A 25,733-nucleotide genomic window follows, 5' to 3' on the forward strand; every position below is an offset into this window, starting at 1 on the left:
TTACTTTCATAGCATCGACAATATCGAACTATTGTCGGCACAAGTCGATAGCTTGTTTGATGATGTCACTCGGAACGTCAGAAACCACCTGAGCAGTACCAACAGACGTTGGTAGCACAAGGCGTAACTTACCCGACAAGACTTTTTTATCACGCATCATATGCTTGATAAAGTCTTCAAAACTCATTGATTCCGGAGTGTGTACAGGCAATTTAGCGCGCTCTAGCAACGTGATAATACGAGCTACTTGCTCTGCGGTTATATCGCCAAGCAAATGCGCGGTATGGGCGGCCATGGCTGTACCGGAAGAGACTGCCTCTCCATGTAACCATTTACCATACCCTAGTTCTGCTTCAATCGCATGACCAAATGTATGACCTAGATTCAATAACGCGCGAATACCCGATTCTTTCTCATCTTGAGCCACAACCTCGGCCTTAATCTGACAGCAACGAGCAATAGCATAAGTCAGAGCTTGTTGATCCAATGCATAAAGCTTATCGAGATTTTGCTCTAGCCATTCAAAGAAGGCTTCATCATAAATGACGCCGTACTTGATCACCTCAGCAACACCCGCGGCGAATTCACGCTCAGGTAAGGTCTTAAGACAGTTGGTATCAATGATGACAGATTGAGGCTGATAGAAAGCACCAATCATGTTTTTGCCAAGCTCGTGATTAACGGCGGTTTTGCCGCCCACAGATGAGTCGACTTGGGATAATAGCGTGGTTGGGATTTGAACAAAATCCACACCACGTTGATAGCAAGCGGCAGAAAAACCGACAAGATCGCCAATCACACCACCACCAAGGGCAACAACCACTACATCACGACCATAGTTACCTGACAGTAAATGTGTCATGACCGTATTGAAGGTGTCTAATGTCTTGTATTGCTCACCATCAGGCAGTTCGAGTAATGAGGTTTTGCAACCTTTGTTATCAAGCTGCTTAAGAATAGCATCAGCGTAGAGGGGGGAAACGGTGGTGTTAGTGATAACAACCACTGATTTTCCATCTGGAATTTGGGCAAATTGAGCCGAGTCATTAAATAACCCGGCACCAATTGAAATTGGGTAGCTACGCTCACCAAGTTCGACCGTAATCCGTTCCATGGTTTGCTCTCCTATTGAAGAAAGAAAGTTAGACTTGACCTTCTTCTAGCATTTTTACGATCTGGTTGGCTACCACTTTTGCACTTTGATCATCAGTACGAACCACGTAGTCCGCCACATCTTTGTAAAGATCATTGCGCTCGTCCGCTAGAGACTCAAGTACTTCACGCGGGTTGTCCGTTTGAAGCAGCGGGCGTTTTTTGTCGCGATTTGTGCGAGCAAGCTGTTTTTCGATGGTTGTTTCAAGATAGACAACAATACCACGCGCAGAAAGGCGATTACGGTTGTCTTTACTTTTAACTGAACCACCACCTGTAGCAAGTACAATACCTTGCTGTTCGGTTAGATCATTAATAACGGTTTCTTCGCGTTTGCGAAAACCTTCTTCACCTTCAACGTCAAACACCCATGCGATGTCTGCGCCTGTGCGCTCTTCAATTACTGTATCAGAGTCAACAAACTCCATATGTAGTTGTTGAGCTAGGTGTCTACCGATTGTACTTTTGCCGGCACCCATAGGGCCAACAAGAAAAATATTACGTTTCTCAGCCATGTTTAGCATTAATTTACAACGTTAATTCAATGACATCGCCACAAGAAAAGACCGAAAAGGAGCCTCGGAAAAAGGGCTTGTGGCACCAATTCCTCACAGATAAGTCGTGATAAGACCCGAAATTATCAAGGTAAGGTGCCTTGAATGCAACTTTATTTTTAGCCATTTTAAATTATTCGATATTTTACAAATAGTTACTGCGAAATAATCTTAGGAGTCACGAAGATCAGTAACTCATTCTTACCGATGTTTTCATAGGTTCGTCTAAATAATGCACCCAGACCCGGAATATCGCCAAGAAGTGGCACTTTATCCACCTTGCTGGTCATGGCATGTTGAAAAATACCGCCTAGCACCACAGTTTCGCCATCGTTAACCAGAACTTGAGTCCCTATCCTTTGAGTATCAATCGCTACAGTTTCACCTTCTAGGGTTTTCAGCACTTCACCAACTCTATCTTGAGTCACATCTAAGTCGAGAATAAGACGATTGTCGGGCGTGATCTGCGGGGTCACCGTCAAAGAAAGCACCGCTTTTTTGAACTCAACCGCTGTCGCTCCACTTGATGTCGATTTCAAATAAGGAATTTCAGTTCCCTGCTCTATATACGCAGACTTTTTATTGGTGGTGATAAGACGAGGGCTAGATATGATTTCTGCCTTCGATTCACTTTGTAGTGCGGACAACTCTAAATCAAGTAACGTATTTGAGCCGAGGCTTGCCACCTGAAATGCGATACTGGCGGCATTGTCAGACAATGCACCCAAGTTAACATTAAGGAAATCATCAATGTCGACCTCTCCCCCACCGATACCAGAGGAAGCAAGGTTCCCTTCTATCGTACTGCCGATCGTGGTGTCACCATTTATCGATGTATAACCCCATCGTATCCCCAACTCTTCAATATTACCCTCTTTGATAGTAACCACTCGCGCTTCAATCTGTACCTGTTTCACGGGTATATCGAGTGAGGCAATGATCTCTTTAATTACCCGAAGATTTTCCGGCAGTTCCCGCACCAGTAACGCATTAGTTCGTTCATCTATGGCGACTGAGCCTCGTTCAGACAACATGCTGACACTACTTTCGCCACCTATCATCGCTGCCACATCCGCCGCTTTGGCATAGTTGATGTTAATGATTTCCGATTTAAGTTGACCGATTTGCTCGGCCAAGCGACTCTTTTCTAACGCCTGTTTCTCTTGCAAATCTAACTCTGCTTTTGGAGCCACCAAGATGATGTTGCCTTTTACCCGTTTATCTAACCCTTTTACTCGCAGGATAATGTCGAGTACTTCCGTCCATGGCACACCATCTAAACGTAAGGTTAAGTTGCCTTGGACACTATCGGAAGCCACTAAGTTAAAGTGGTTATAGTCAGCCAGAAGCTGCAATACACTGCGTACAGGAATGTCTTGAAAATTGATTGAAGTGAGCTTGCCACGATGACGACCAAACAGTTTTTGTTCATCACTTTGTTGCTGAGACAGAGGTAAAATTGTCACTTTCAGCTGTTTACCATGCATCGTATATTGATATTGAACTGACGTGGCCGTCTCGACAAAGATCCGAACATCTGGACTGTCATCGAATAGTTCTATTTGATTCACTGCTGTAGAAAAATCCTTGACATCCAAAATCGCTAACTTGTCTGACGCTATTTTGGTTTGCTTTACCACAATCTTTATTCCTTGAGACTCGGCGCTAATATCCACAACACTGCCAACATGAGAAAGCTCAACAACGAGTACTGCACGCTTCTGTTTATCTAGTTCAAATGAGACATCAACAAGTTGATTAGTTTGGGGAGTGGCAAGCAAGTCAGTACTGATGAGCAACACCCATAAATAGACTGCCCCCCTCCAAATGGACAACATTTTTCTCGTCACTATTTGTATCTCCATTACTTCAGTGCCAATGTGATTTGCCTTTGACGCCAACACCCTAATCCATCGGGAAGCATCTCATGAATAATTAGCTTATCTGCTGTTATCCGCTTAATTAGGCCACGGTTTTCACCTATGTATTGTCCCACGCTCACTGTCACTATTCGATTTATAGGTAAAGCCACTAGTCCTCTGCGCTGCTCCCCTTTCCCCATTACTCCTTTCAATTGCATATCATTAAGCGAGTAACGCTCTAAAGACACTTTGCTGCGGACCTTAGGCTGCCAGCAGGATAAGTTGGCCACAGATTGAGAATGATTCTGAATCATTGCAGGCAAATCAAAGGGGGAGCTCCGATTTGTGGGCGTAAACTTGATGACCTCGATAGTAGGGAAAAGCGGCATATCAGCTTTTGTTGTTTGCGCCTCTCGCAACACCTGAGTGACGAACTCGTTCAATGACTCCTGTTTTGCTCGGCAACCTATTAACACTGCAGTGCTGATAAGCATCAAACTAATTCTTACCAGCATCACCTCTCTCCCCAAAATCCTCACGCAGTTGATAGGTTGCAGCTTGTACGCGGAAATGTAATACACTGCTTTCCTGACTCACTCGCTGCCACTCGCCATCTTCGATAAGCACCATCCTAGATAACTCGGCAATAGCCTGACTAAAGTGACCTATGTCGTTGTAATTTCCGGTGAGTTCTATATTTATTGGCAGCTTATAGAGAAAGTGTTCTGAAGCTCGCTTGCCCCAGTCAATTCGAGTGAAAGTGAGTTGGTTGTGCAGCCCTTCTTCGTTAACACCCGCAAGTAACCTCGCGAGTTCTTGTTGGACCGGTAATAAATGAAGTAACCGTTGATAATGACTTCTCATCAGCTCAAGTTGCTGCTTTTTATTAGGTAGGCTCGCGGCTTGCGCGACCGCTGTTTTTAACTCTATTTTTAACCGCTGTTCCAATTGCACAGCTCGTTCTAAGTCATCAGAAGAAGACTTTGCAGTAAACCAAAAACATGCATAACTCGATAACATGAAAACCAATAAACCGATAATAAGCTGGTGTTTAAATGGCCAATCTTTTATGTCATCCAGTTCAAAGTCCAACACTTGTCGTTACCCCACTTCTTTCGACTGAGACGTATTTGGTGCTGGCGACAACAAGGTCCTCAGAGACACTTGAAACGAGAGCTCAAATGCTTGGTAGCTTTTATCAAACCGCTGACGCCCATGAACAATAGAGTGAATTTCGACATAACTAACAGTGGGTTCCTGTTCAAATCGTTCCAGCATTTCGGCAAGCAGCGCTGTATTTTCACTGATACCAAACAGTTTAAAACGCTGTCCTCGCATACGAATCTTATCGATATACACACCTTGGGGAATCAGCGTTGGAATCAGATTCATTACTGCTGTCGTTTTTCCTCGTTCCACTTGCAGTGTTTGCACCAACTCTAGACGCTCCAGCAGATTTTCGTATTGAGTAGCGACATCCGATAGCTGATTCATCCGTTGCCTTTGTTCAGTAATAGCTTGCTGAAGATAGGCAACACGCTGATTCTGAATCGCCACCTCCGACTCGAGATGGTGGACCGCTAATGTGGAGACAAAATAGCCACCTAATACAGCAGTGATGATCAATACTACAAAGCGCTGTCGGTGATGACGACGGCGCTGCTCACGCCAAGGCAGTAAATTAATCACTGACATTTAGTGCTCCTGAGTCCAGTGAATCGCGTTAAGCGCAATACCCAACGCGGTAGCATAAGCACTACCTAATTTATATGGGTTATCACTCAGTGAGGTGAGATAGTCATTGATGCACTCAACGTTCATATTGGTGCGGGTGGTAATCAAGCCCACCACATCACTGTCTTGTACATGACCTCCAGTAAGGAGCAACCCTCCAACTTGGCGCCCTTCAAGCATGGAACGGAATAATTGTAATTGCGCAATCACTTTATGCAGCACCGACCCAAAATGTGTAGAGATAGCGGAGTTATAGGGCGATTGAATAGTGAGATGAGCATCTTGATCGCACGTTATAGCCCAAGCTTTGTGCAGCTCCAAAGGCAGTTGAAGCGGAGGCAGCAGTGACACCTTGGTTTGCCCTATATCCAATAATGCCCAATTACTAAACTGTGGATAGGTCGTCAACACTAACGTCTGAACACTGCGCAAAGCATGAATATTGGTGCTCATCAATAGTGGTTTAAAACCAAGCGCTTTAACCACTTGAGTCCAGTTATTAATGATATTGTGACGCGCTACATGAACTTGGTAGGCTGCTTTTTCTTGATTGGGATGTGGCACAGCGACATAGTCAATCGCTAAAGCCTCTGAATCATACGGCGTTTGATAGCTCATTGCTTGGTGAACGGCGTACTCAAGTTCATCATTAACAAGTCTAGCGTCCAGGTTAATCACTTTGCTCACCACGGTACTTTCTGGAATCGCTATGGCTGCCTGTTTACGGAAAATGGGCACGATCTTTCGGAGAATTTTAAGTTTCTTAACAGTTTCTTGATGTTTGAGCGTATAGGGATCAGCGAAAATGGCGGCGCAACCATTAAGCTCTAGTTGGTTTACAATTTTGATGTCAGAACCTTCATACGTCAGCACGACTGCTTTCGTACTGTGATGACCGATATCGATACCTGTAATCCATTTTCTTGCCATTTAAATAACCTCAACGAATGCATTAACAACGTGAAAAGGTTGAGATCGACGCTCAAATAAGCGTTAATTAACCCTAATAGGTAAATTTTTGGTCTAGAGTACAAGTAATTGCCTACCCATAACCTTAATTAATCAGGGAATCTCCGGTGAAGTTCATAAAGAGACTGTTGGTTTTTGCATTGATTTGCATGCTGCTTGGAGTCGGTACCATCTTCGGGTTTTACTACTACGTAAAACCTGAGTTACCCGACGTTGCAACGTTAAAAGATGTACAGCTACAAACTCCAATGCAGGTGTTTAGCCAAGATGGGAAGTTGATCGCACAGTTTGGCGAAAAGCGTCGTATTCCAATATCTTACGATGAGATCCCTCAAGAGCTTATCGATGCGCTGATTGCGACGGAAGATAGTCGCTACTACGACCACTATGGTTTTGACCCAATTGGTATTACACGTGCTGCAGTAGCCGTCATTGCTTCTGGTAGCGCGTCTCAAGGTGCGAGTACCATTACCCAACAGTTAGCTCGTAACTTCTTCTTATCTAACGAGAAGAAGGTTATGCGTAAAATTAAAGAAATCTTTATTGCGGTACACATTGAGCAATTGCTGAGCAAGCAAGAGATCATGGAGTTGTACGTCAATAAAATCTTCCTAGGTTATCGCTCATACGGTTTTGGTGCAGCAGCACAAGCTTATTTTGGACGCGACCTTAAAGACCTAACGCTAAGTGAAATTGCCGTACTGGCTGGCTTGCCTAAAGCGCCATCAACAATGAACCCGATCTATTCGGTCGAGCGTGCAACGCAGCGCCGCAACGTGGTGCTCTCTCGTATGTTGTCAGAGAAGTACATCACTCAAGCGCAATTTGATGAAGCTCGTAGCGAACCTATTATTTCTCAATATCATGGTGCAGAAATCGAACTCAGTGCACCTTATGTTGCGGAAATCGCTCGCGCTTGGATGGTAAATCGTTATGGTGAAGCCGCGTATGAGTCTGGTATGCGCATCACTACAACCATTGATTCTAAGCTGCAAAAAGCGGCTCATATTGCTGCCATCAAAAACTTGCTTAGCTACGATGAACGTCACGGTTATCGCGGTGCTGAAAAAGTACTTTGGAAACCAGGCCAAACAGCAATGAGCCAAGAAGAAATCGCCAAGCATCTTCGCAGCCAACCAACGTATGGCGAGCTACGCCCCGCCGTTGTTGAGAAGGTCGAAGGTAAAACAGCTACGGTATACGTTAAGAGCTACGGCGAGCAGACCATTGATTGGGACAACATGAAATGGGCACGTAAGTTTAGAACCGATGACCGTCAGGGTGATGCACCAAAAACAGCGTCAGATATCGTAGCGGTTGGTCAGCAAATTTGGGTACGCGCTGCCGATTTAGACGGTACGCCAGATGTAGCTCCTGAAGATAAAGAAGTACAAACCGAAGAAGGTGAGGCACCAGAACCCGTAGCGATTACATGGCGCTTAAGCCAGGTTCCGAATGCAAATACCGCTTTCGTCGCTATCAACCCTGAAAATGGTGCTGTGCTTTCTTTAGTTGGTGGTTTTAACTTTGTTCACAGCAAGTTTAACCGTGCTACTCAGTCGGTAAGACAAGTTGGTTCTAGTATCAAACCATTTATCTATGCTGCTGCATTGGATAAAGGGATGACACTTGCAAGCCTAGTCAATGATGCTCCAATTAACAAATGGGACAAAAGTGCTGGTACCGCATGGCGCCCGAAAAACTCACCACCGACCTATACAGGTCCTACTCGTCTAAGAATCGGCCTAGCACAATCTAAGAACGTCATGGCGGTACGAGTATTACGTGAAGTTGGCTTAGATGAAACTCGTGATTACCTGACTCGTTTTGGCTTTGATAAATCGAAGCTACCACGTTCAGAAACGATTGCTCTAGGTGCAGGCAGTTTGACTCCAATCCAGATGGCACAGGGTTTCTCAGTGTTTGCCAATGGTGGCTACTATGTAGAGCCTTATTACATCAGTAAGGTTGAGGACCCATTTGGTAAGGTCGAGTTCGAAGCGAATCCAAAAGTAGTGTGCCACCAAGACTGTCCACAAATGCAAGCACCAGAAATGAACAGTGCAAGCAAGGATGACAGTGCAGCACCAAGCATTGAAGAAGCGACAAATGCGACAGAGCTTACGCCAGTCGACATCGCTCAGTTCAATGAAGAGGACATGAACTCGGACGAACCACGCTATGCACCAAAAGTTCTGTCGGAACAAACTGCGTTCTTAACTAGAGAAATGCTCTACAGCAACGTCTGGGGTGGCGGTAACTGGCGAGAAGGTACTGGCTGGAACGGCACTGGCTGGCGTGCTCAGAAGCTCAAACGTCGTGATATCGGCGGTAAAACCGGTACTACCAATGACTCGAAAGATGCATGGTACAACGGTTATGGTCCAGGTATTGTTGCCACTGCGTGGGTTGGCTTTGATGACCACCAGCGTAAGCTTGGTCGCACCACCGCAAACCCGAACTTAGGTAAAGACCAAATTACTGGAGCTGAAGCTGGTGCTAAGACTGCGCAACCAGCTTGGGTTGATTTTATGCATATTGCTTTAGAAGGTCACCCTCAACAAGCGAAGCAAATCCCGAATGACATTACCCGTGTTCGTATTGATCGTGATTCCGGAATGCTAACCAATAAGACCGATGGTTCTACCATGTTTGAATACTTTAAAATTGGTACCGAACCAAAAGAGTATGTACAAGACAGTCTCACTGACACTTTGTATTCAAGTGATGAATCGGGCGGCGATAGTCTGTTCTAAGTTTGAACGATAAATTAAGAAGAAAGGGGCGTTTACGCCCCTTTTTGATATCTGAAAATTGTCATTTTAAGCAATATCAACACAGCTAGGCTGATCGTTAACCTAAATACTCGGTAATTGCCTTCGCTAGTTTCTCAAACCTTGCGCGAAGCGGCGATCCCGGTCGATACGCAAGAACAATGCTTCGAGAAGGCGTTGGATTAATGGCAGTCACATAACAAACACCATCTTTCACTTTTTCAGCCGGTAAGGAGAGTTCTGGCAATAAAGTAATACCTGCGCCAGCTGCCACCATATTTCGCAGAGTCTCAAGGCTCGTCGCCTTAAAACGCTCATCATCCCGAGCACCAGCAGCAAAACAGAAACCTAATGCTTGGTCGCGCAAACAGTGTCCATCGCCTAATGAGAGTACGGTCTGGCCGTTCAACTCTGCCATTTCGATTTGGTCCTTGTTAGCCCATTCATGATCACAAGGTACAGCCACACTCATTGGCTCGTTATACACTTCAATTTCTTTAAAAGGTGCCGTTTCGGGTACCGAAGCCAGAACTAAACAATCCAGTTTACCTTCTTCCAACTGTCTTACTAGCTGATGAGTTTGCGCTTCATGCAAATAAAGCTCTAGCTCCGGAAACGCATCTTTCAGCTTAGGGATGATCTTAGGAAGTAAATAAGGCCCAACGGTTGGAATGAAACCAATATGCATAGGCCCAGTCATTTCACCGCTCTGCCCTGCCGCCATCTCACAAAACGTTTTCACTTCTTTTAACACGCGTTTAGCCTGTTCCACCAACTGCAAACCCGCATCGGTGAATAACACTCTTCGACTGCTGCGTTCAAGCAATGAGGTACCAATTTCATCTTCGAGTTTACGAATTTGACCACTTAAGGTTGGTTGACTGACAAAACAAGCCTCAGCTGCCTTACGAAAATGCTTGTGTTCCGCTAGGGCGACGAGGTACTCAAAATCGCGAATGTTCATTGCTGACTCCGATAGATTATAGCTATCGATACCATAACAATAAACGATTAGAACTATCAATCCATTTTTTCGATAATGGTCCCAACGAAGCACAGCAGTAACGCTAAGCTCACAGAGATTTTCAAGTTAATCGAATTTAAGATTCCATAAGGACAAGATTATGTTTGCATCCAAAGAAGGCCAAGCTGTTCCTCAAGTAACATTCCCAACTCGTCAAGGAGAGGCATGGGTTAATGTCACCACTGATGAACTGTTCAAAGGTAAAACGGTTATCGTATTCAGCTTGCCGGGTGCTTTCACACCGACTTGTTCTTCTAGCCACTTACCACGTTACAATGAACTGTTTCCTGTATTCAAAGAGCATGGCGTAGATGAAATTCTTTGTGTATCTGTAAATGATACATTTGTAATGAACGCTTGGAAGAACGACCAAGAAGCAGAGAACATCACCTTCATCCCAGATGGCAATGGTGACTTCACTGAAGGCATGGGTATGCTGGTTGATAAAAACGATCTTGGCTTTGGTAAGCGCTCATGGCGCTACAGCATGTTGGTGAAAGATGGCATCGTAGAAAAAATGTTCATCGAACCAAACGAGCCGGGCGACCCGTTCAAAGTCTCTGACGCAGATACTATGTTGAGCTACATTGCACCTGATTACCGAACTCAAGAATCAATCACAGTATTCAGTAAGCCTGGTTGTCCATTCTGCATGAAAGCAAAACAGAACTTGATTGACCACGGCTTGCAATATGAAGAGATCATTCTGGGTAAGGATGCAACAACGGTAACCCTGCGCGCTATCTCTGGCCGTACTACGGTTCCGCAAGTCTTTATCGGTGGTAAACACATCGGCGGTAGCGAAGAGCTAGAAGCCCATCTAGGCTAAGGCTTCTTACAGTCAAATAGATATTAAAAAGCGAGCCCCATTTTGGGCTCGCTTTTTGGTTTCATATTAGGGCAGCGTTTGGCTTACTTTGTCTCAATTTCAGCAGCAATAACAGAAATCTCTACCAACAAAGCTTCGCGCGCCATATCGCCGGTCACACAAGCACGAGCTGGAGCAAAACCAGCTGGAACCCAAGCATCCCATACCGCATTCATTGCTTGGAAATCTTGCATGTCTTTTAGGTAGATAGTTGCAGACAGCATGTGCTCTTTGTCACTACCTGCTTCCAAGAGCAATGCTTCAACCTTATCGAGCATGGTTTGTGTCTGCTCTGTAATATCTTTCGTCGCGTCTGCACAAACCTGACCACATAGGTAAATAGTACCGTTGTGCTTAACAATGCGGCTCATGCGCTCTTTCGTATGGATGCGTTCAATCATTCTTCTCTTCTTAGTCTCAGAGGACGGCTTATAGTGAAACAGGAAAGCGTATTCTAACGGATTCGATAGCAGTTCAACACGGCTACACTGTGACATGCTTGGCGATAACAGAATTCAATCAAGGATTAGCCGAACGGCAGAAAGAAAAAAGCCCCGTAGTCAACCTTGACTCGGGGCCTTCTTAGATTCTTCTAAGAAAAAGCAGTGGTACTTTAATAGACCGCGCCTTTTCTTATTTGTTCCCAGAAAAATGATCTTTTTTTAAAGTTTTTTCGATCTTTTTCTTACTCACTTATTTTTCAATAAGTTAGGCAACATTCATCTTAGTAATTATTTGCTCGACTAAGTTAACTTCCAACGCTACCTCATCACAAGCATGCTGTCTTGGACACTGATCACAGTCTTTCAGTACTTTCTCAGGCAATAGCGTCTTCGACGTTGGAATGAAGTCATGCTTCATAAAGAACTCTGGCGTACGGGTCAGCACAAAGACTTTCTTAATCGCCATCTTACGCGCTTTCTCAACAAGGTGTTGCACAATAGCAGTACCTTGTCCTTGACCTTGCCAACCTGCTTCGACACCTAGTGAGCGAATTTCAGCCAGTCCTGAGTCATACACATACAAGGATGCACAACCTGTCACTTCCCCATGATGCTCTGCTACCGCAAATGAGCCAATGTCACGCACCAGTTCATTACGACTGCGCGGTAAGTTCTCTCCAAGGTTGGCCCAATAAGCCACCATGCTTTCCAACGCATCGATATCAGTGAGTCTTGCTGAACGGACTTTCACCGCCGAGTTATCACGAGCACTTAGACGCTTCTCTGCCTGGTCAACTGCATAAGCCACTTGCTGAGGCGCAACACCACCTAAGGCACTACGTTTCTCAAGACAACTTTCAATGGTAAGAATGTCATACACGTCTTGTTCAATAACTGGAGAGAACTCTTGCAGCTCAGCAATAGATAATTCTTCTAGAGCACAGCCTTTAGCAATTGCACTCACGACCGCAACGCCAACAATATGGTGTGCCTCACGGAACGGAATACCTTTAGCAACCAGATAATCAGCAAGCTCGGTCGAGTTTGCATAACCTTGCTTCGCCGCTTCAAGAGTACGTTCACCGTTTACCTTGATACCATCAAAACACAGTGCTGCCATTTCCATGCAGTCGTTCCAGGTATCTAGTGCATCGAATAGACCTTCTTTGTCTTCCTGCATGTCTTTGTTATAAGCAAGCGGCAACGCCTTTACCGTCATCATCATGCCAGCCAATGAACCATAGACACGCCCCGTTTTACCACGAATTAACTCTAGCGCATCCGGGTTCTTTTTCTGTGGCATTAGAGAAGAACCAGACGTCACTGTATCAGCGAGCTCAATGAAATTAGATTCACCAGAATTATAGAAGATCATGTCTTCAGCGAGACGAGATAGGTGCAACATCGATATAGATGCTATCGACATCAGCTCCATAACATGGTCACGGTCTGAGACGGAGTCCAGACTATTACGTGTTGCTCTTCTGAAACCAAGGTTATGAGCCAGCTGCTCACGATCCATCGGATAAGCCGTCCCAGCAAGTGCTCCAGAGCCTAATGGGCATGTATCCAGACGCTTGATGGCATCTTCTAAACGCGAATAATCACGCTCAAACATCTCTACGTACGCCAAACACCAATGGGCAAAAGTCACAGGTTGAGCACGCTGCAAGTGAGTATAACCAGGAAGCACCGTGTCTTGATGGACTCTCGCCACCTCAACCATTTGCGATTGCAGTCTGTCTAAACCGAGTAATAGTTGTTGACCTTGCTGACGACACCATAACTTTAAATCGGTCGCTACTTGGTCATTACGGGAACGTCCAGTATGCAGTTTTTTGCCGAGGTCGCCGACTTTGCTAATAAGCTGTTGTTCAACCCAGCTATGAATATCTTCCGCATCAGAGCGTAAGATTTGCTTAGGGTTCTCCATGACCTCAAGCTTAAGTTCGTTTAATGCCAACTCAAGCTTTTGCTGTTCTTCCTCAGTTAATACATCCACCGATACCAACGCTTTTGACCAAGCAATTGAGCCAACAATGTCTTGCTCAGCAAGTCGGTAGTCAAAGCGCAATGAATCATTAAAGTCTTTGAATCTCGTATCTGCTGCTTGGGTAAATCTTCCGCCCCATAATGCCATCGTGTCTCTCCTAACTGCTCAATCTTCACTGCTTTGTTCGGCTTGAATCTGATGCAACTCAGTTTCTTTATTGTTAGGGTTCAACTTACGGCAAATTGAATTAAAAATAAAGTAAAAATTCATTTATTCCACATAAATATTCAGAATAAATCAATTTAGTGACTGACGCTGCGGCAAAAAACAAGAAACCCATTTGATATCAAATGGGTTTCTTTATTTCAATCAGTATAGCGAAGCATGAGATCTCATGCAGAGTGATATAAGATTACTTTCTCTTCACTTCGTTAAGAGCACGGATACGGCTTGAAAGTGAATACAGGCGGATAAAGCCTTCTGCATGACTTTGGTCATACACTTCATCTTCACCAAACGTAGCAAACTCTTCGCAGTATAGGCTGTTCACACTGCGCTTTTGCGTCACAATCGCTTGACCTTTGTATAGTTTGATAACGACTTCGCCGTTAACGTCTTGAGCAAGCTCTTCTGACGCCGCAAGAATTGACTTACATAGCGGCGTAAACCAACGACCATCATAAACAAGGTGCGACGCTTTTATGCCTAGCTCTTCACGAAACTCAAACGACGTTTTATCCAAAACAAGTTGCTCAACCGCACGCAGCGCTTCCATCATAATAGTGCCTCCCGGAGTTTCATAGCAACCACGAGACTTCATGCCAACTAAACGGTTTTCAACGATATCAATACGACCAACACCGTGCTTCGCGCCTTTTTCATTTAGGTACACTAGCGCATTGTATGGCGTCATTTGCTCACCATCGACAGCAACGACTTCACCTTGTTTCACTTCTAAAGTCACATACTCCGCTTCGTTTGGCGCTTGCTCTGGGTCAACAGTCCATACCCAGCAATCTTCATTTGGCGCATTCCAAGTATCTTCTAGAACACCACCTTCTGTAGAGATATGCCATGCGTTCGCATCACGTGAGTAAATCTTAGTTAGAGAAGCAGTACATGGAATATTACGTTCAGCCAGATAGTCTAAGCACTCCTCACGGCTAACGAGATCCCATTCACGCCAAGGTGCTATCACTTTTAGGTCAGGAGCAAGCGCTGCAAATGCACCTTCAAAACGAACTTGGTCATTACCCTTACCTGTACAGCCATGACACAGTGCGTCCGCGCCTACTTTACGTGCCACTTCAACCTGAGCCTTCGCAATGATAGGACGTGCCATTGACGTGCCTAGTAGATATTTGCCTTCGTAATACGCGCCCGTTTTTAACGTAGGGAAGATATAATCTGCGACCATTTCTTCTTTAAGGTCAGCGATATAACACTCTGATGCACCCGATGCTTTGGCTTTTTCTTCAATGCCGATAAGCTCTTCTTCGCCCTGACCAACATCCGCCACGAATGCCACAACTTCACAGTCATAGTTTTCTTTTAGCCATGGAATGATCACAGACGTATCCAGACCGCCGGAATAGGCTACAACAACTTTTTTTACAGATGGTTTGCTCATGTTTCTCTCCTTGTCCGAGCCTGATTTTGGCGGTCAGTGCCTCGGGTTACTCAACTATTCAGATAACTGTTTTAACAAAAATCAATTGGGTACGAACTGGGTGCCGATACTTTTACCGGCAAACAATTCGACTAACTTATTCGGATAACGCCACGTGGCGACTTCAATTGGACGGCCAAGATCGTTCGCCGCTTCCAGAGCAGCTTGAACTTTAACGATCATGCCGTCGGTAATCACTTTGCCTTCAATCAAGGCATCTGCCTCTTGCTGAGTTAAGCTCGGCAACAAATGACCTTTGCCATCTAATACTCCACTTACATCAGAGAGAAGGACTAATTCCGCATCTAATGCACCTGCTACAGCGACAGCCGCTTGGTCCGCATTAATATTCATTAGCTGACCTTGGTTATCAAGACCGATGGAGCTAATGATAGGCAGAGCACCGGTTTTGAGGACAGCTTGTAATACCGCAGGGTTACCTGGTTTCGCACTACCAACAGCACCTAGCTCAGGATCCAGCTCGCTCACTTCACACAAACCACCATCAGCAAGGCTCAAACCTACCGCGTTAATACCCGCTTTGATGGCATCACCTTGAAGCAACTTGTTGGCAGTACCAGCCAGTGCACCAGCAATCAATGGAATTTGGTCGTAAGGAGTAACACGTAGCCCTTGCTTTTTTACTGTTGGAAGATTCAATTGCTTCATTAAATCATCCACCAGATAGCCACCACCATGAACAATCACAATCTCGCGTTGCGCTTGTTTCTGATAATCAGAAATTGCTGCAAACAGTTGCCCCAGAGTCTGTGAACAAGACAGCGCAGCACCACCTAATTTGATAACTAATGGCGTATTTTGATTACTCATACCGCTTTCCTCGCTCTAGATAAGTGCCGTTAACTGGGCAAACTGGTTTTTAATGTTTAAGCACTGCATTGCTTGGCTCGATGCCCCTTTTAGCAAGTTATCAATGGCTGAAACAACGATGATATGTTGACCCTGTAGCTTCCAACCTAAGTCGCAGAAAGGGGTGTTCTCAACATCTTGAATTCTTGGAATCACATTACCTTTAACGCGTACACCAGGCTGTCCTTGATACGCAGACGCGAATGCAGCTTCCACTTGTTCCTCAGTCACACCCTCATTGAGCTTCATGGTAATCGTTGCAAGGATGCCACGTTTAAAGTTGCCTAAATGAGGCGTAAAGATCACATCACAACCCAAGTGCGTGGCAATCTCTGGCTGATGCCTGTGATTGAACAACCCGTATGGTTGCAGGCTCACTTCACAAAAGCTATTGGTCATGGTCGCTTTGCGGCCCGCACCTGTCACTCCACTGGTTGCGTTAATCACTGGCCACATTTGGGTATCGATAATGCCAGCTTCCAGCAAAGGCTTAATAGCCAGTTGCGAAGCGGTTGGATAACATCCCGGAACAGCAACCAATTGAGCTTGCTCGATATCTTGTGCATTCCACTCAGCTAAGCCATACGCTGCCTTGTCCAACCAGCTTTCATTTTGGTGCTCAAAGCCGTAGAACGTGGTATAAAAATCGTCGGCTTTAACGCGATAAGCACCTGATAAGTCAAACACTTGGCAACCTTGAGCTAAAAACTCTGGCGCCAAGTCATGACTGACTTCATGCGCTGTGGCAAGGAAAACAATATCGCATTCACTTGCCGCCTTTTTGACGTCGTTTAATGGTTGAACCGACATATCGACTAAGCCTGCAAGTTTGCCGTGCAATTGTGAAATCGGCTTACCTGCATCCACACTATTGGCGGACACGTATAAACCTGATAGCGTGAGTTCAGGGTGTTTTGTGACCATAAGAGCGAGCTCCGCTCCTGTGTATCCCGTTGCGCCAATAATGGTGGTTTTCAGCATTTCTCTACATCCGTTAATGAGTCTGTTGAACTAGGCTTGTTATATCGGTTTATGAACATGGCAATTAATGACTATAAATATAAAAAAAAGCTCATTAATTGATTTTTTATTCATTAATTTTGATTTAATATGTGTTTTACCGTCTTAAGATTAATCTGTCAACAGTAGAAGCGAAGATAATATGCAATTACCCAGTTTTTTAGAGGTCTACAAAGGCCTAATTAGCACTCCTTCGATCAGCTCCACCGATCCTAGTTGGGACCATGGCAATGCAAAAGTCATCGAAAAGCTGGCGACTTGGATGAAGGATCTTGGCTTTGACGTTGAAGTGGTTGAGGTTGAGCCGAATAAATTCAATATGATTGCGAAGAAAGGCCAAGGTGAAGGCGGCTTACTCTTAGCTGGCCATAGCGACACCGTACCTTTTGATGAGGGCCGCTGGAGCTTTAACCCTCATGATCTAACCGAAGCCAACAATCGCTTCTATGGTCTAGGAACGGCAGATATGAAGGGCTTCTTCGCCTTCATTTACGAAGCAGTGAAGAAAATTGATTGGAGCAAACAGACCAAACCTCTTTATGTCTTAGCGACGTGTGATGAAGAAACCACAATGCTGGGCGCACGACACTTTACGGATAATGCACCTTTCAAACCTGATTATTGCATTATTGGCGAACCAACCAGTTTGGTGCCTATCCGCGGTCATAAAGGGCATGTTGCTAACGCCATTCGTGTAACAGGAAAGTCCGGTCACTCGTCAGATCCTGCGCTTGGTGTTAATGCGATTGAGATTATGCACGAAGTGTTGTTTGCCATGATGAAACTGCGTGACCGCTTAATCAAAGAATACCACCACCCTGGATTTGCGATACCTAGCCCAACCTTGAACCTTGGACATATTCACGGTGGCGACAGTGCCAACCGCATTTGTGGCTGCTGTGAGCTGCATTATGACGTCAGACCGCTACCGGGAATTAGCTTAGATGGACTGGATAATTTGTTACGAGATGCATTAAAAGAGGTCGAGGCTAAATGGCCAGGCAGATTATCTATTACTGCGTTACATGAGCCTATTCCCGGATACGAGTGTGATCACCATCATCCGTTTGTTGCTGGGATGGAGACACTCTGCGAAACCCCGTCAGAAACCGTTAACTACTGTACTGAAGCGCCATTCTTACAGCAATTGTGCCCTACTTTGGTGCTTGGACCTGGCTCTATTGACCAAGCACACCAACCTGATGAGTTCTTGAGTTTCGATTTTATCGATCCAACCATCAATATTTTGGCTAAATCTATACGCCAATATTGTTTCGAGTAGCTTACAACCTGTAATAAAATTTCAACAATTTAATGAATAAAGTTCACTAAGCGTGCGGATTTCGTGCCAACACGATAAACGCAAACTTGGTTTACTTTATTTGACTCGCACTAGCATTTTTAGCTAGATTGTGAGGCTGAGAAGGAATAATGGATGTAGTTAAATTACAAGGCAGGACGACTATGAACGAAAAATATGCCCCATTGAAGAGCAATGTTAGGATGCTAGGGCACTTGTTGGGTAACACCATCAAGGAAGCGCATGGAGACGAGATTCTCGAGAAAGTAGAGAAGATTCGTAAGCTTTCCAAATCCGTTGTGCGTGCAGGCAATGAAGCCGATCGTGAATTACTAATCGAAGAAATTACCAACCTGCCGAATGAGCAACTCACACCTGTCGCTCGTGCATTCAACCAATTTCTAAACTTGACCAACATTGCCGATCAATACCACACCATTTCACGTAGCTGTGAAGCAGATGTGTGTGAACCGGATCCAATTTCGTCACTATTTTCAAAACTAAGCCAAGAAAACATCAGCAAGCTCGATAGCGCTCAAGCGGTTCGTGACCTTAATATCGAACTTGTGCTAACGGCTCACCCAACCGAAATCACTCGTCGCACCATGATTAACAAGCTGGTGAAAATCAATGAGTGCTTATCCAAACTAGAGCTAAACGAACTTTCAGTTAAAGAACGCAAAAGAACTGAGCGTCGTCTTGAACAATTGATTGCCCAGAGCTGGCACTCAGACGTGATTCGTCAGCAACGACCAACGCCACTTGATGAAGCAAAATGGGGCTTTGCGGTTGTTGAAAACTCGCTATGGGAAGCAGTACCAGAGTTCTTACGTGAATTTGATGAGAAGCTGAAAGGCTTCCTTGGTGAAGGTCTGCCAATTGATGCCCGTCCGGTGCATTTCTCATCTTGGATGGGTGGTGATCGCGACGGTAACCCATTTGTGACTCACAAGATTACCCGTGAAGTCATGCTTCTCTCTCGCTGGAAAGCGGCAGAACTTTACCTGAAAGATTTCCAAGAGCTGATCACTGAGCTCTCTATGGTCAAATGTAACGACCAAGTTCGTGAACTTGCAGGCGAACAACACGAACCATACCGTGCAATTCTAAAACCAGTACGTACGTTGCTAATGAATACCCTTGAAGTGATTGAAGCACAAATCAATCGTCAAGAGGTGCCAAACAAACCGATTCTCGAAGATGCCGACCAACTTTGGCAACCGCTAATGGCGTGTTATAAGTCACTACGTGAAAGCGGTATGGCTATCGTTGCTGACGGTTCGTTGCTGGATACCCTGCGCCGTGTTAAAGCGTTTGGTGTTCACCTAGTACGTCTCGATATTCGTCAAGAAAGTACTCGTCACTCAGACGTTATCTCTGAGCTTACACGCTACCTAGGTCTAGGCGACTATGATCAATGGAGCGAGCAAGACAAAGTATCTTTCCTTATCAATGAGTTGAGCTCTAAGCGTCCACTACTTCCTCGTGATTGGGAACCATCAGAAGACGTTCAAGAAGTCTTGGATACTTGCCGTGTTATCGCGTCACAATCTCGCGAAGCCTTCGGTGCCTATGTGATTTCTATGGCACGTACTGCCTCTGATGTACTGGCCGTACACCTGATTCTTCAAGAGTGTGGCTGTAAGTTCCGTATGGACGTGTGTCCGCTCTTTGAAACGCTAGACGATCTGAATAATTCTGAAGCTGTTATGAAGCAGCTGTTCGATATCGACTGGTATCGCGGCTACATTCAAAACCATCAAATGGTAATGATTGGTTACTCAGACTCCGCCAAAGATGCCGGTGTTATGTCGGCGGGCTGGGCGCAGTACAGCGCTATGGAATCCTTGGTCGAAGTAGGCGAACAGGCCGGTATCGATATCACACTCTTCCATGGTCGTGGCGGTACCATCGGTCGTGGTGGTGCACCTGCACACGCAGCCCTGCTGTCTCAACCACCTAAGAGCCTGAAAGGCGGCTTACGCGTAACTGAGCAAGGCGAGATGATCCGCTTTAAGCTTGGTTTACCAGAGATTGCCGTAAACAGCTTTAACTTATACGCCAGCGCGATTCTAGAAGCTAACCTTCTGCCACCACCAGAGCCAAAACAGGCATGGCGTGATCTAATGGAAGTGCTCTCTGAAGTGTCTTGTGAAGCTTATCGTAAGGTAGTTCGTGGTGAACCTGATTTTGTTCCGTACTTCCGTCAAGCTACCCCTGAACTTGAGCTGGGCAAACTACCACTAGGTTCTCGTCCTGCGAAACGTAACCCTAATGGCGGCGTAGAAAGCTTACGTGCGATTCCTTGGATTTTCTCATGGAGTCAAAACCGCTTAGTTCTGCCTGCATGGTTAGGTGCCGGAGAAGCAATTCAATACTCCATTGATAAAGGTCACCAAGCTCTGCTGGAAGAAATGTGTCGTGAATGGCCATTCTTCTCGACTCGTCTTGGCATGTTAGAGATGGTGTACACCAAGTGTAATATGGAAATCTCACGCTATTATGACCAACGCTTGGCTGCGCCAGAGCTATTACCATTAGGTGATAAGCTTCGAACTCAACTGCAGCAAGACATCAAAGCAGTACTTAATGTAGAGAACCATAACCACCTAATGCAGAGTGATCCTTGGGGTCAAGAGTCGATTCGCTTACGTAATACCTATGTCGAACCACTCAATATGCTTCAAGCTGAGCTGTTGTATCGCACTCGTCAAAGCGAAGACACTGAGGTTGAACTAGAAGAAGCACTCATGGTAACTATCGCTGGCATCGCAGCAGGCATGCGAAATACCGGTTAGGCGATATATTATTTTACAAAAAAGACAAAAGGTCGCACATTGCGGCCTTTTATTTTTAGTGGCATACTTATTGAGAGTTTTGTTAGTTTTTTGAAGTGGTATCACGTTCTATTCCACTTCTTGCTTATAGAATTCGATATACTTACTTACCACTGTTCGATAAAACAAAAATACTATTATATCGACAGTGTGGGTCACGTGATCACGTGGCTTCCTAGGTGACAAAGGCTTAAAACAAGGTTACACGTGCCAACAAGATTGGCATTGCTCTTTTGCGCGAGTTTCCTGGAATCATATTTAAATTCCAAGGCGCTTTCGCAGTCGTACATCTGCGACGTGGAGCAACATAATTATTATTACGTTATTGACCATTTGGACTTAAGACATGTCACTACCACACGTAATCCTTACTGTTCTTAGCACTCGCGATGCGACCGGCTATGACATTACTAAGGAATTTTCTGCGAGCATCGGTTACTTCTGGAAAGCAAGCCATCAGCAAGTTTATCGTGAGCTAAACAAAATGGCGGACAAAAAACTGGTTACTTGCAAACTTGAACCCCAAGAAGGCAAACCAGATCGTAAAGTTTACTCAATCACTGACTCAGGCCGTAGCGCGTTAGGTGAATGGTTTGAGCAACCAACTGTGCACCCAACCGTGCGTGATGAATTCTCTGCGAAGTTAGCGGCCTGTGCGGTACAACCATCTGCTGCATTCCGCATTCAACTAGAAGAGTTGATCGAAGAGTCGAAAAAGCTTGTTGCGCACTACCGTGAAATTGAAGCGGCCTACTACGCAACACCAAACACATTAGACAAACACGCTCGACTCGAGCGTCTAACACTGCGCCGTAACCTACTTGCTCGTCAAGCTTGGTTAGAATGGGCAGAAGAAGCGCTGTCTGAATTAGAAGCGTTAGCGTAAAACAAGTAGACAAGCTAGGGTTGCTATCGACCTAGTTTGGTTCTTGAGTTCAAAAAAGCGTCAGGAGTATCGTAATACACCTGACGCTTTTTTGTTGTAATTGAGGAAGTCTTAAGAAATCACTAAACCTGAGGACGTACACCTAATGTATGGCATAGTGCGTAAGTCATTTCAGCACGGTTTAGCGTGTAGAAATGAAAGTCCTTGACCCCTTCACGGCTCAATACACGAACCATATCAATCGCCTGACTCGCACCTACTAACTGGCGAGTCACAGGGTCGTCATCCAAACCTTCAAACTGCTTCTGCATCCAACCTGGTACTTTTACTTTGTTCATGCCAGCAAAGCGTGACGCCTGCTTAAAGTTTGAAACAGGTAGGATACCCGGAACGATTTCCACATCGATACCAGCGGCCACACAACGGTCGCGGAAACGCAGGTAACTTTCTACATCAAAGAAAAACTGAGTAATCGCACGGTTTGCACCTGCATCCACTTTACGCTTGAGGTTCAGTAGATCCGCTTGAGCACTTTTCGCTTCTGGATGCACTTCTGGGAAAGCCGCTACCGAAATATCGAAATCATGACGCGACTTTAGCAGTTCAACCAGATCCGAAGCATACATATCCGGTTGGCCACCACCCGCTGGAATATCACCACGTAGCGCAACAATGTTCTTGATACCGTTGCTCCAATAATCCTCAGCAATATCGATAAGCTCATCACGAGACGCATCAATACAGGTCAGGTGCGGCGCTGCGACAAGTCCAGTCTCTGATTTAATTTCTTTGATAATTGAGTGAGTACGGTCTCGCTCGCCAGAGTTCGCCCCATAAGTCACAGAAACAAACTTAGGCTGCAGCGTTTTTAGACGGTGCACAGACTTCCAAAGGGTTTCTTCCATTGTTGGCGTGCTCGGTGGAAAGAACTCAAATGAAACGTTGATATTGTCAGAAAGCTCAGCAATATTCTGGTTCAAAGCATCGATGTGTCCAGCGTGTGTGTATCCCATGGTTCTCTCCCTAAATACCAAGATTGGTTATCCCATCCAACCTTAGATAAAACCTGTCTGTCTATATCTGAATTTTATGTTTTGACGTTTAGACGTCTATATGTCTACAGAATGAAATGAATGGCATTTAAAGTCAATAGAGTCATTATGAATTTTTTTCATGTGCTTAGTTAAGGAAACTAAAGCAGAGTCGCGCGTTTCAGGAGTTCTTCACTTTCGAGAAGGTGGTACATACTGGGGTAAAAAGGGACATAAGGAAAAAGTAACAAATAAAAAGGCTAGCGGTTACCGCTAGCCTAGAGATAAAACGAATTCAAAACCAACAATTTGCTGTGCGTTAGAAGAAACTCGACATTAGGTTTAAATCTGACTGAATCGCACCGGCAGTTACTTCACGTCCAGCTCCCGGACCACGAATCACTAAGGGGTTATCTTTATACCACTTACTTTCTATAGCAAAGATATTGTCACACGGCAGCAGATTAGCAAGCGCATGCTCTTTAGACAAAGCTTCAATACCGACACGAGCTTTACCTTGGCGATCAAGGCGCGCTACATAACGCAGCACTTTGTCTTCACGCTGAGCCTTCTCTAGACGTTCTTGTAAAATTTCACTCAGTAGCTCTGCCTTTTCAAAAAAGCCATCCAGAGACAACTCCTTAAGCTCCTCCGGAACCAGTGACTCCACCGCTACAGCATCAGGCTCAATATCTAACCCAGATTCACGAGCAAGAATAACCAACTTACGCATCACATCTGAGCCATCCAGATCGGCGCGAGGGTCCGGTTCGGTCAAACCTTGTTGCCAAGCCAAATCCACCAGCTCACTGAAAGGCACGCTGCCATCAAATTGCTGGAACAACCAAGATAACGTCCCGGAGAAAATACCGGAAATCGCCACAATATCGTCACCGCTTTCACGCAGATCGCGAACCGTATGGTTAATCGGTAACCCTGCACCTACCGTCGCGTTATATAGCCAGTGACGTCCTGTTTTCGAGAATGCATCTTGCACTGCGTGATAACTAACACTTGGTGCAGAACCCGCTACTTTGTTGGCCGAGATTAGATGCATGCCATTTTCCGCAATATTCTGGTACTGCTCTGCTAATGCAGGACTCGCCGTCACATCAAGAACAACAACTTCATCGTAACCTTGAAGATTAGCAAGCTGTTGTAACCAAACATCGCCTTGGTACGCCACAGCTTCATCCTCGTAGCGCTCCAGCACGGTTTGCTCATTAATGCCTTGGTCATCAAGCCAATACGTTTGACTATCCACCACGGCAACTAAGTTGAAACTCATTCCACGGCGCTTTTCTAGCTCGCTTTTCTGCTCTTTAAACAACGCCAGCCAACTAGAGCCAATATTACCCTTGCCACATAAGGCGACAGCAACACGTTTTTGAGCTTGGAACAGCTGGGTGTGTACTGACTTAAGCAGAGGTTGAATGTCAGACTTTCTCAATACAGCAGCAAGACTTAACTTAGATTCTGCTTCGGAGAAAAACTCTACCGGCGCATGTTTAAGTTGCTGATAAAAACCAAAACAATGGTTGGCATTCTTAGTCACGCCAGCCCCTACAGCGGCCAGCATGGAATACCCTTCTCTTAGCTTAATCTCCGCTTCAATTGCTAGGTCTTGCAACTCATTGAGTGCCCCCGACGCAATTTCTGCAGTATAAGCAAGGCGCAAACGTGCTTGATCAGACTGCGCTTCAAACGCTAGTGGCTCAAGCTGTGCTCGCTTCAAACCATTCAGCACTTCGTTTTGCGCGCGAGCAAAATCATGACCACTGGCGAATGCGAGGTCAATCAACAGCACTTCATCTAACGAGGTAATGATCTTAGCACCGCGCCCAGACGCCAGCACTCGTTCTATACGGGTAGAGCCTGACTCAGGTTGATAACTGCAACGTAAGTTCAAATCCATAACGCTTTGCGCCACAGGTTGAAGCGTGCGGCTATGTAGCACAGGGGCGGCCAAACGAGCCAACTCACTGGCTTCATCCAGCCTTAATAATGGTAGAAGACAGGCATCGCTCACCACACGGGGGTCAGCGCTATAGACCCCGGCAACGTCACTCCAAATTGTCACGCAAGAGACTTCGGCAAGTGCTCCAATCACAGTCGCCGAATAATCAGAACCATTTCGCCCAAGCAACACCGTCTCACCTTCATCGCTTTGCGCCATGAAACCGGTAATCACAATACGATGATGAGCATGCTGAGCCAACACGTCTTTAATCAAGGCATAAGACTTCGCACGATCCACTTCCGGCTGCGTGCCAAATTCTGCTCGTAAGAAAGCGCGAGCGTCTTGCGCCACCGCAGGCAAATCAGATTGACGTAAAAGCGCCGCCAGTAATCTAGAGGACCATACTTCACCGTGACCAAGTACGGCCGCACGCTGCGCCTCACTCAAGGGATAACCCAGTTCACCTAATGTACTAAACTCATCACTGAGCAGCGATTTAAGCTGTTCAGCTTCATCACCTCGCAACAGTTCATCAATGAGCTCGATTTGGAACTGTCTTAAAGACTGAAGATGTTCGTGAGCAATACGACCGTCTTTATTGAGCGCATCGAGAAACTCAATTAAACGGTTTGTGGTTTTGCCTGCAGCAGACACCACAATAAGATCTTCATTGTGTGAGTAATCTTTAAGAATAGAAACGACACGACGATAACACTCAGGATCCGCCAAGCTACTGCCGCCAAATTTATGTAGTTGCTTCTTCGCCGGAGCGGGTGTGGTACTCATA

The 25,733-nt window shown here is 45.5% G+C and carries 20 protein-coding genes; 5 read left to right on the forward strand and 15 right to left on the reverse strand.

Features of this window, described 5'->3' with window-relative positions:
• Positions 1 to 28 precede the first annotated feature (28 nt).
• The 7 genes from aroB to pilM all read right to left on the reverse strand — a co-directional run bounded on the left by aroB (position 29) and on the right by pilM (position 6,232).
• Positions 29 to 1,114: a 3-dehydroquinate synthase gene (gene aroB, locus AWH66_RS16740; protein ID WP_063603947.1), complete on the reverse strand. Its 1,086-nt coding sequence runs from the start codon at positions 1,112 to 1,114 to the stop codon at positions 29 to 31.
• A gap of 28 nt (positions 1,115 to 1,142) precedes the next feature.
• Positions 1,143 to 1,667 carry a shikimate kinase AroK gene (gene aroK, locus AWH66_RS16745; protein WP_038231065.1) on the reverse strand — a complete coding sequence of 175 codons (525 nt, stop codon included), beginning with the start codon at positions 1,665 to 1,667 and terminating at the stop codon, positions 1,143 to 1,145.
• A 194-nt stretch (positions 1,668 to 1,861) separates the two neighbouring features.
• Entirely contained in the window at positions 1,862 to 3,544 is a 1,683-nt protein-coding gene (locus AWH66_RS16750) for a type IV pilus secretin PilQ (RefSeq protein WP_143081528.1), read from the reverse strand.
• Positions 3,545 to 3,570: 26 nt separating this feature from the next.
• On the reverse strand, positions 3,571 to 4,083 hold the full coding sequence (locus AWH66_RS16755; protein WP_063603945.1) for a pilus assembly protein PilP: 513 nt from the start codon (positions 4,081 to 4,083) through the stop codon (positions 3,571 to 3,573).
• Positions 4,067 to 4,663, reverse strand: a complete 597-nt coding sequence (locus AWH66_RS16760; RefSeq protein ID WP_063603944.1) for a type IV pilus inner membrane component PilO — start codon at positions 4,661 to 4,663, stop codon at positions 4,067 to 4,069. Before AWH66_RS16760 ends, AWH66_RS16755 begins: the two co-directional genes overlap by 17 nt.
• Before the next feature lie 6 nt (positions 4,664 to 4,669).
• Positions 4,670 to 5,263, reverse strand: coding sequence for a PilN domain-containing protein (locus AWH66_RS16765; RefSeq protein ID WP_063603943.1), 594 nt, complete (start codon positions 5,261 to 5,263; stop codon positions 4,670 to 4,672).
• Positions 5,264 to 6,232, reverse strand: a complete 969-nt coding sequence (gene pilM, locus AWH66_RS16770) for a pilus assembly protein PilM (RefSeq protein WP_063603942.1) — start codon at positions 6,230 to 6,232, stop codon at positions 5,264 to 5,266.
• A gap of 146 nt (positions 6,233 to 6,378) precedes the next feature.
• Between pilM and AWH66_RS16775 the strand changes: the two genes are divergently transcribed.
• Positions 6,379 to 9,027 (forward strand): penicillin-binding protein 1A, encoded by a 2,649-nt coding sequence (locus tag AWH66_RS16775; RefSeq protein WP_063603941.1) that lies wholly within the window; start codon positions 6,379 to 6,381, stop codon positions 9,025 to 9,027.
• Positions 9,028 to 9,124: 97 nt separating this feature from the next.
• On the opposite strand, the gene oxyR is transcribed toward AWH66_RS16775, so the two are convergent.
• The gene (oxyR, locus tag AWH66_RS16780) at positions 9,125 to 10,009 is read right to left on the reverse strand and encodes a DNA-binding transcriptional regulator OxyR (protein ID WP_063603940.1); all 885 of its coding nucleotides are present in this window, start codon (positions 10,007 to 10,009) and stop codon (positions 9,125 to 9,127) included.
• Positions 10,010 to 10,169: 160 nt separating this feature from the next.
• Here oxyR and AWH66_RS16785 point away from each other — a divergent pair, with 160 nt between their 5' ends.
• Complete coding sequence (locus AWH66_RS16785) at positions 10,170 to 10,898, forward strand: redoxin family protein (protein ID WP_063603939.1); 729 nt, start codon at positions 10,170 to 10,172, stop codon at positions 10,896 to 10,898.
• Positions 10,899 to 10,981: 83 nt separating this feature from the next.
• On the opposite strand, the gene AWH66_RS16790 is transcribed toward AWH66_RS16785, so the two are convergent.
• The 5 genes from AWH66_RS16790 to argC all read right to left on the reverse strand — a co-directional run bounded on the left by AWH66_RS16790 (position 10,982) and on the right by argC (position 16,893).
• Positions 10,982 to 11,338, reverse strand: a complete 357-nt coding sequence (locus AWH66_RS16790; RefSeq protein WP_006071144.1) for a RidA family protein — start codon at positions 11,336 to 11,338, stop codon at positions 10,982 to 10,984.
• 307 nt (positions 11,339 to 11,645) lie between these two features.
• Complete coding sequence (gene argH, locus AWH66_RS16795; protein ID WP_062463057.1) at positions 11,646 to 13,520, reverse strand: argininosuccinate lyase; 1,875 nt, start codon at positions 13,518 to 13,520, stop codon at positions 11,646 to 11,648.
• 265 nt (positions 13,521 to 13,785) lie between these two features.
• The gene (locus AWH66_RS16800) at positions 13,786 to 15,003 is read right to left on the reverse strand and encodes an argininosuccinate synthase (RefSeq protein WP_006071150.1); all 1,218 of its coding nucleotides are present in this window, start codon (positions 15,001 to 15,003) and stop codon (positions 13,786 to 13,788) included.
• A gap of 81 nt (positions 15,004 to 15,084) precedes the next feature.
• Positions 15,085 to 15,873 carry an acetylglutamate kinase gene (gene argB / locus AWH66_RS16805; RefSeq protein WP_063603938.1) on the reverse strand — a complete coding sequence of 263 codons (789 nt, stop codon included), beginning with the start codon at positions 15,871 to 15,873 and terminating at the stop codon, positions 15,085 to 15,087.
• A gap of 15 nt (positions 15,874 to 15,888) precedes the next feature.
• A complete protein-coding gene (argC, locus tag AWH66_RS16810; protein WP_063603937.1) occupies positions 15,889 to 16,893 on the reverse strand; it encodes an N-acetyl-gamma-glutamyl-phosphate reductase in 1,005 nt (334 codons plus the stop codon).
• Positions 16,894 to 17,074: 181 nt separating this feature from the next.
• Between argC and argE the strand changes: the two genes are divergently transcribed.
• The 3 genes from argE to AWH66_RS16825 all read left to right on the forward strand — a co-directional run bounded on the left by argE (position 17,075) and on the right by AWH66_RS16825 (position 21,955).
• Entirely contained in the window at positions 17,075 to 18,214 is a 1,140-nt protein-coding gene (argE, locus tag AWH66_RS16815) for an acetylornithine deacetylase (protein ID WP_063603936.1), read from the forward strand.
• Between the two features lie 182 nt (positions 18,215 to 18,396).
• Positions 18,397 to 21,030, forward strand: coding sequence for a phosphoenolpyruvate carboxylase (gene ppc / locus AWH66_RS16820; protein ID WP_063603980.1), 2,634 nt, complete (start codon positions 18,397 to 18,399; stop codon positions 21,028 to 21,030).
• Positions 21,031 to 21,415: 385 nt separating this feature from the next.
• Positions 21,416 to 21,955, forward strand: coding sequence for a PadR family transcriptional regulator (locus AWH66_RS16825; protein ID WP_063603935.1), 540 nt, complete (start codon positions 21,416 to 21,418; stop codon positions 21,953 to 21,955).
• A 122-nt stretch (positions 21,956 to 22,077) separates the two neighbouring features.
• On the opposite strand, the gene metF is transcribed toward AWH66_RS16825, so the two are convergent.
• Positions 22,078 to 22,968 (reverse strand): methylenetetrahydrofolate reductase, encoded by an 891-nt coding sequence (metF, locus tag AWH66_RS16830; protein ID WP_006071160.1) that lies wholly within the window; start codon positions 22,966 to 22,968, stop codon positions 22,078 to 22,080.
• Positions 22,969 to 23,305: 337 nt separating this feature from the next.
• On the reverse strand, positions 23,306 to 25,732 hold the full coding sequence (locus tag AWH66_RS16835) for a bifunctional aspartate kinase/homoserine dehydrogenase II (protein WP_063603934.1): 2,427 nt from the start codon (positions 25,730 to 25,732) through the stop codon (positions 23,306 to 23,308).
• Between the last annotated feature and the right edge of the window lies 1 nt (position 25,733).

It is taken from the genome of Vibrio barjaei, from assembly GCF_001639065.2.
In the GTDB taxonomy this organism is placed as follows: domain Bacteria; phylum Pseudomonadota; class Gammaproteobacteria; order Enterobacterales; family Vibrionaceae; genus Vibrio; species Vibrio barjaei.

Bases quoted from the DNA above. Each gene is read 5' to 3' on its own strand.
- AWH66_RS16755 (WP_063603945.1), bottom strand. From the start codon at position 4,083: ATGCTGGTAAGAATTAGTTTGATGCTTATCAGCACTGCAGTGTTAATA.
- ppc (WP_063603980.1), top strand. From the start codon at position 18,397: ATGAACGAAAAATATGCCCCATTGAAGAGCAATGTTAGGATGCTAGGG.
- AWH66_RS16835 (WP_063603934.1), bottom strand. From the start codon at position 25,732: ATGAGTACCACACCCGCTCCGGCGAAGAAGCAACTACATAAATTTGGC.
- pilM (WP_063603942.1), bottom strand. From the start codon at position 6,232: ATGGCAAGAAAATGGATTACAGGTATCGATATCGGTCATCACAGTACG.
- AWH66_RS16790 (WP_006071144.1), bottom strand. From the start codon at position 11,338: ATGATTGAACGCATCCATACGAAAGAGCGCATGAGCCGCATTGTTAAG.
- metF (WP_006071160.1), bottom strand. From the start codon at position 22,968: ATGGGATACACACACGCTGGACACATCGATGCTTTGAACCAGAATATT.
- oxyR (WP_063603940.1), bottom strand. From the start codon at position 10,009: ATGAACATTCGCGATTTTGAGTACCTCGTCGCCCTAGCGGAACACAAG.
- argE (WP_063603936.1), top strand. From the start codon at position 17,075: ATGCAATTACCCAGTTTTTTAGAGGTCTACAAAGGCCTAATTAGCACT.
- aroK (WP_038231065.1), bottom strand. From the start codon at position 1,667: ATGGCTGAGAAACGTAATATTTTTCTTGTTGGCCCTATGGGTGCCGGC.
- argC (WP_063603937.1), bottom strand. From the start codon at position 16,893: ATGCTGAAAACCACCATTATTGGCGCAACGGGATACACAGGAGCGGAG.
- aroB (WP_063603947.1), bottom strand. From the start codon at position 1,114: ATGGAACGGATTACGGTCGAACTTGGTGAGCGTAGCTACCCAATTTCA.
- AWH66_RS16750 (WP_143081528.1), bottom strand. From the start codon at position 3,544: ATGTTGTCCATTTGGAGGGGGGCAGTCTATTTATGGGTGTTGCTCATC.
- AWH66_RS16800 (WP_006071150.1), bottom strand. From the start codon at position 15,003: ATGAGCAAACCATCTGTAAAAAAAGTTGTTGTAGCCTATTCCGGCGGT.
- AWH66_RS16785 (WP_063603939.1), top strand. From the start codon at position 10,170: ATGTTTGCATCCAAAGAAGGCCAAGCTGTTCCTCAAGTAACATTCCCA.
- AWH66_RS16825 (WP_063603935.1), top strand. From the start codon at position 21,416: ATGTCACTACCACACGTAATCCTTACTGTTCTTAGCACTCGCGATGCG.
- argB (WP_063603938.1), bottom strand. From the start codon at position 15,873: ATGAGTAATCAAAATACGCCATTAGTTATCAAATTAGGTGGTGCTGCG.
- argH (WP_062463057.1), bottom strand. From the start codon at position 13,520: ATGGCATTATGGGGCGGAAGATTTACCCAAGCAGCAGATACGAGATTC.
- AWH66_RS16765 (WP_063603943.1), bottom strand. From the start codon at position 5,263: ATGTCAGTGATTAATTTACTGCCTTGGCGTGAGCAGCGCCGTCGTCAT.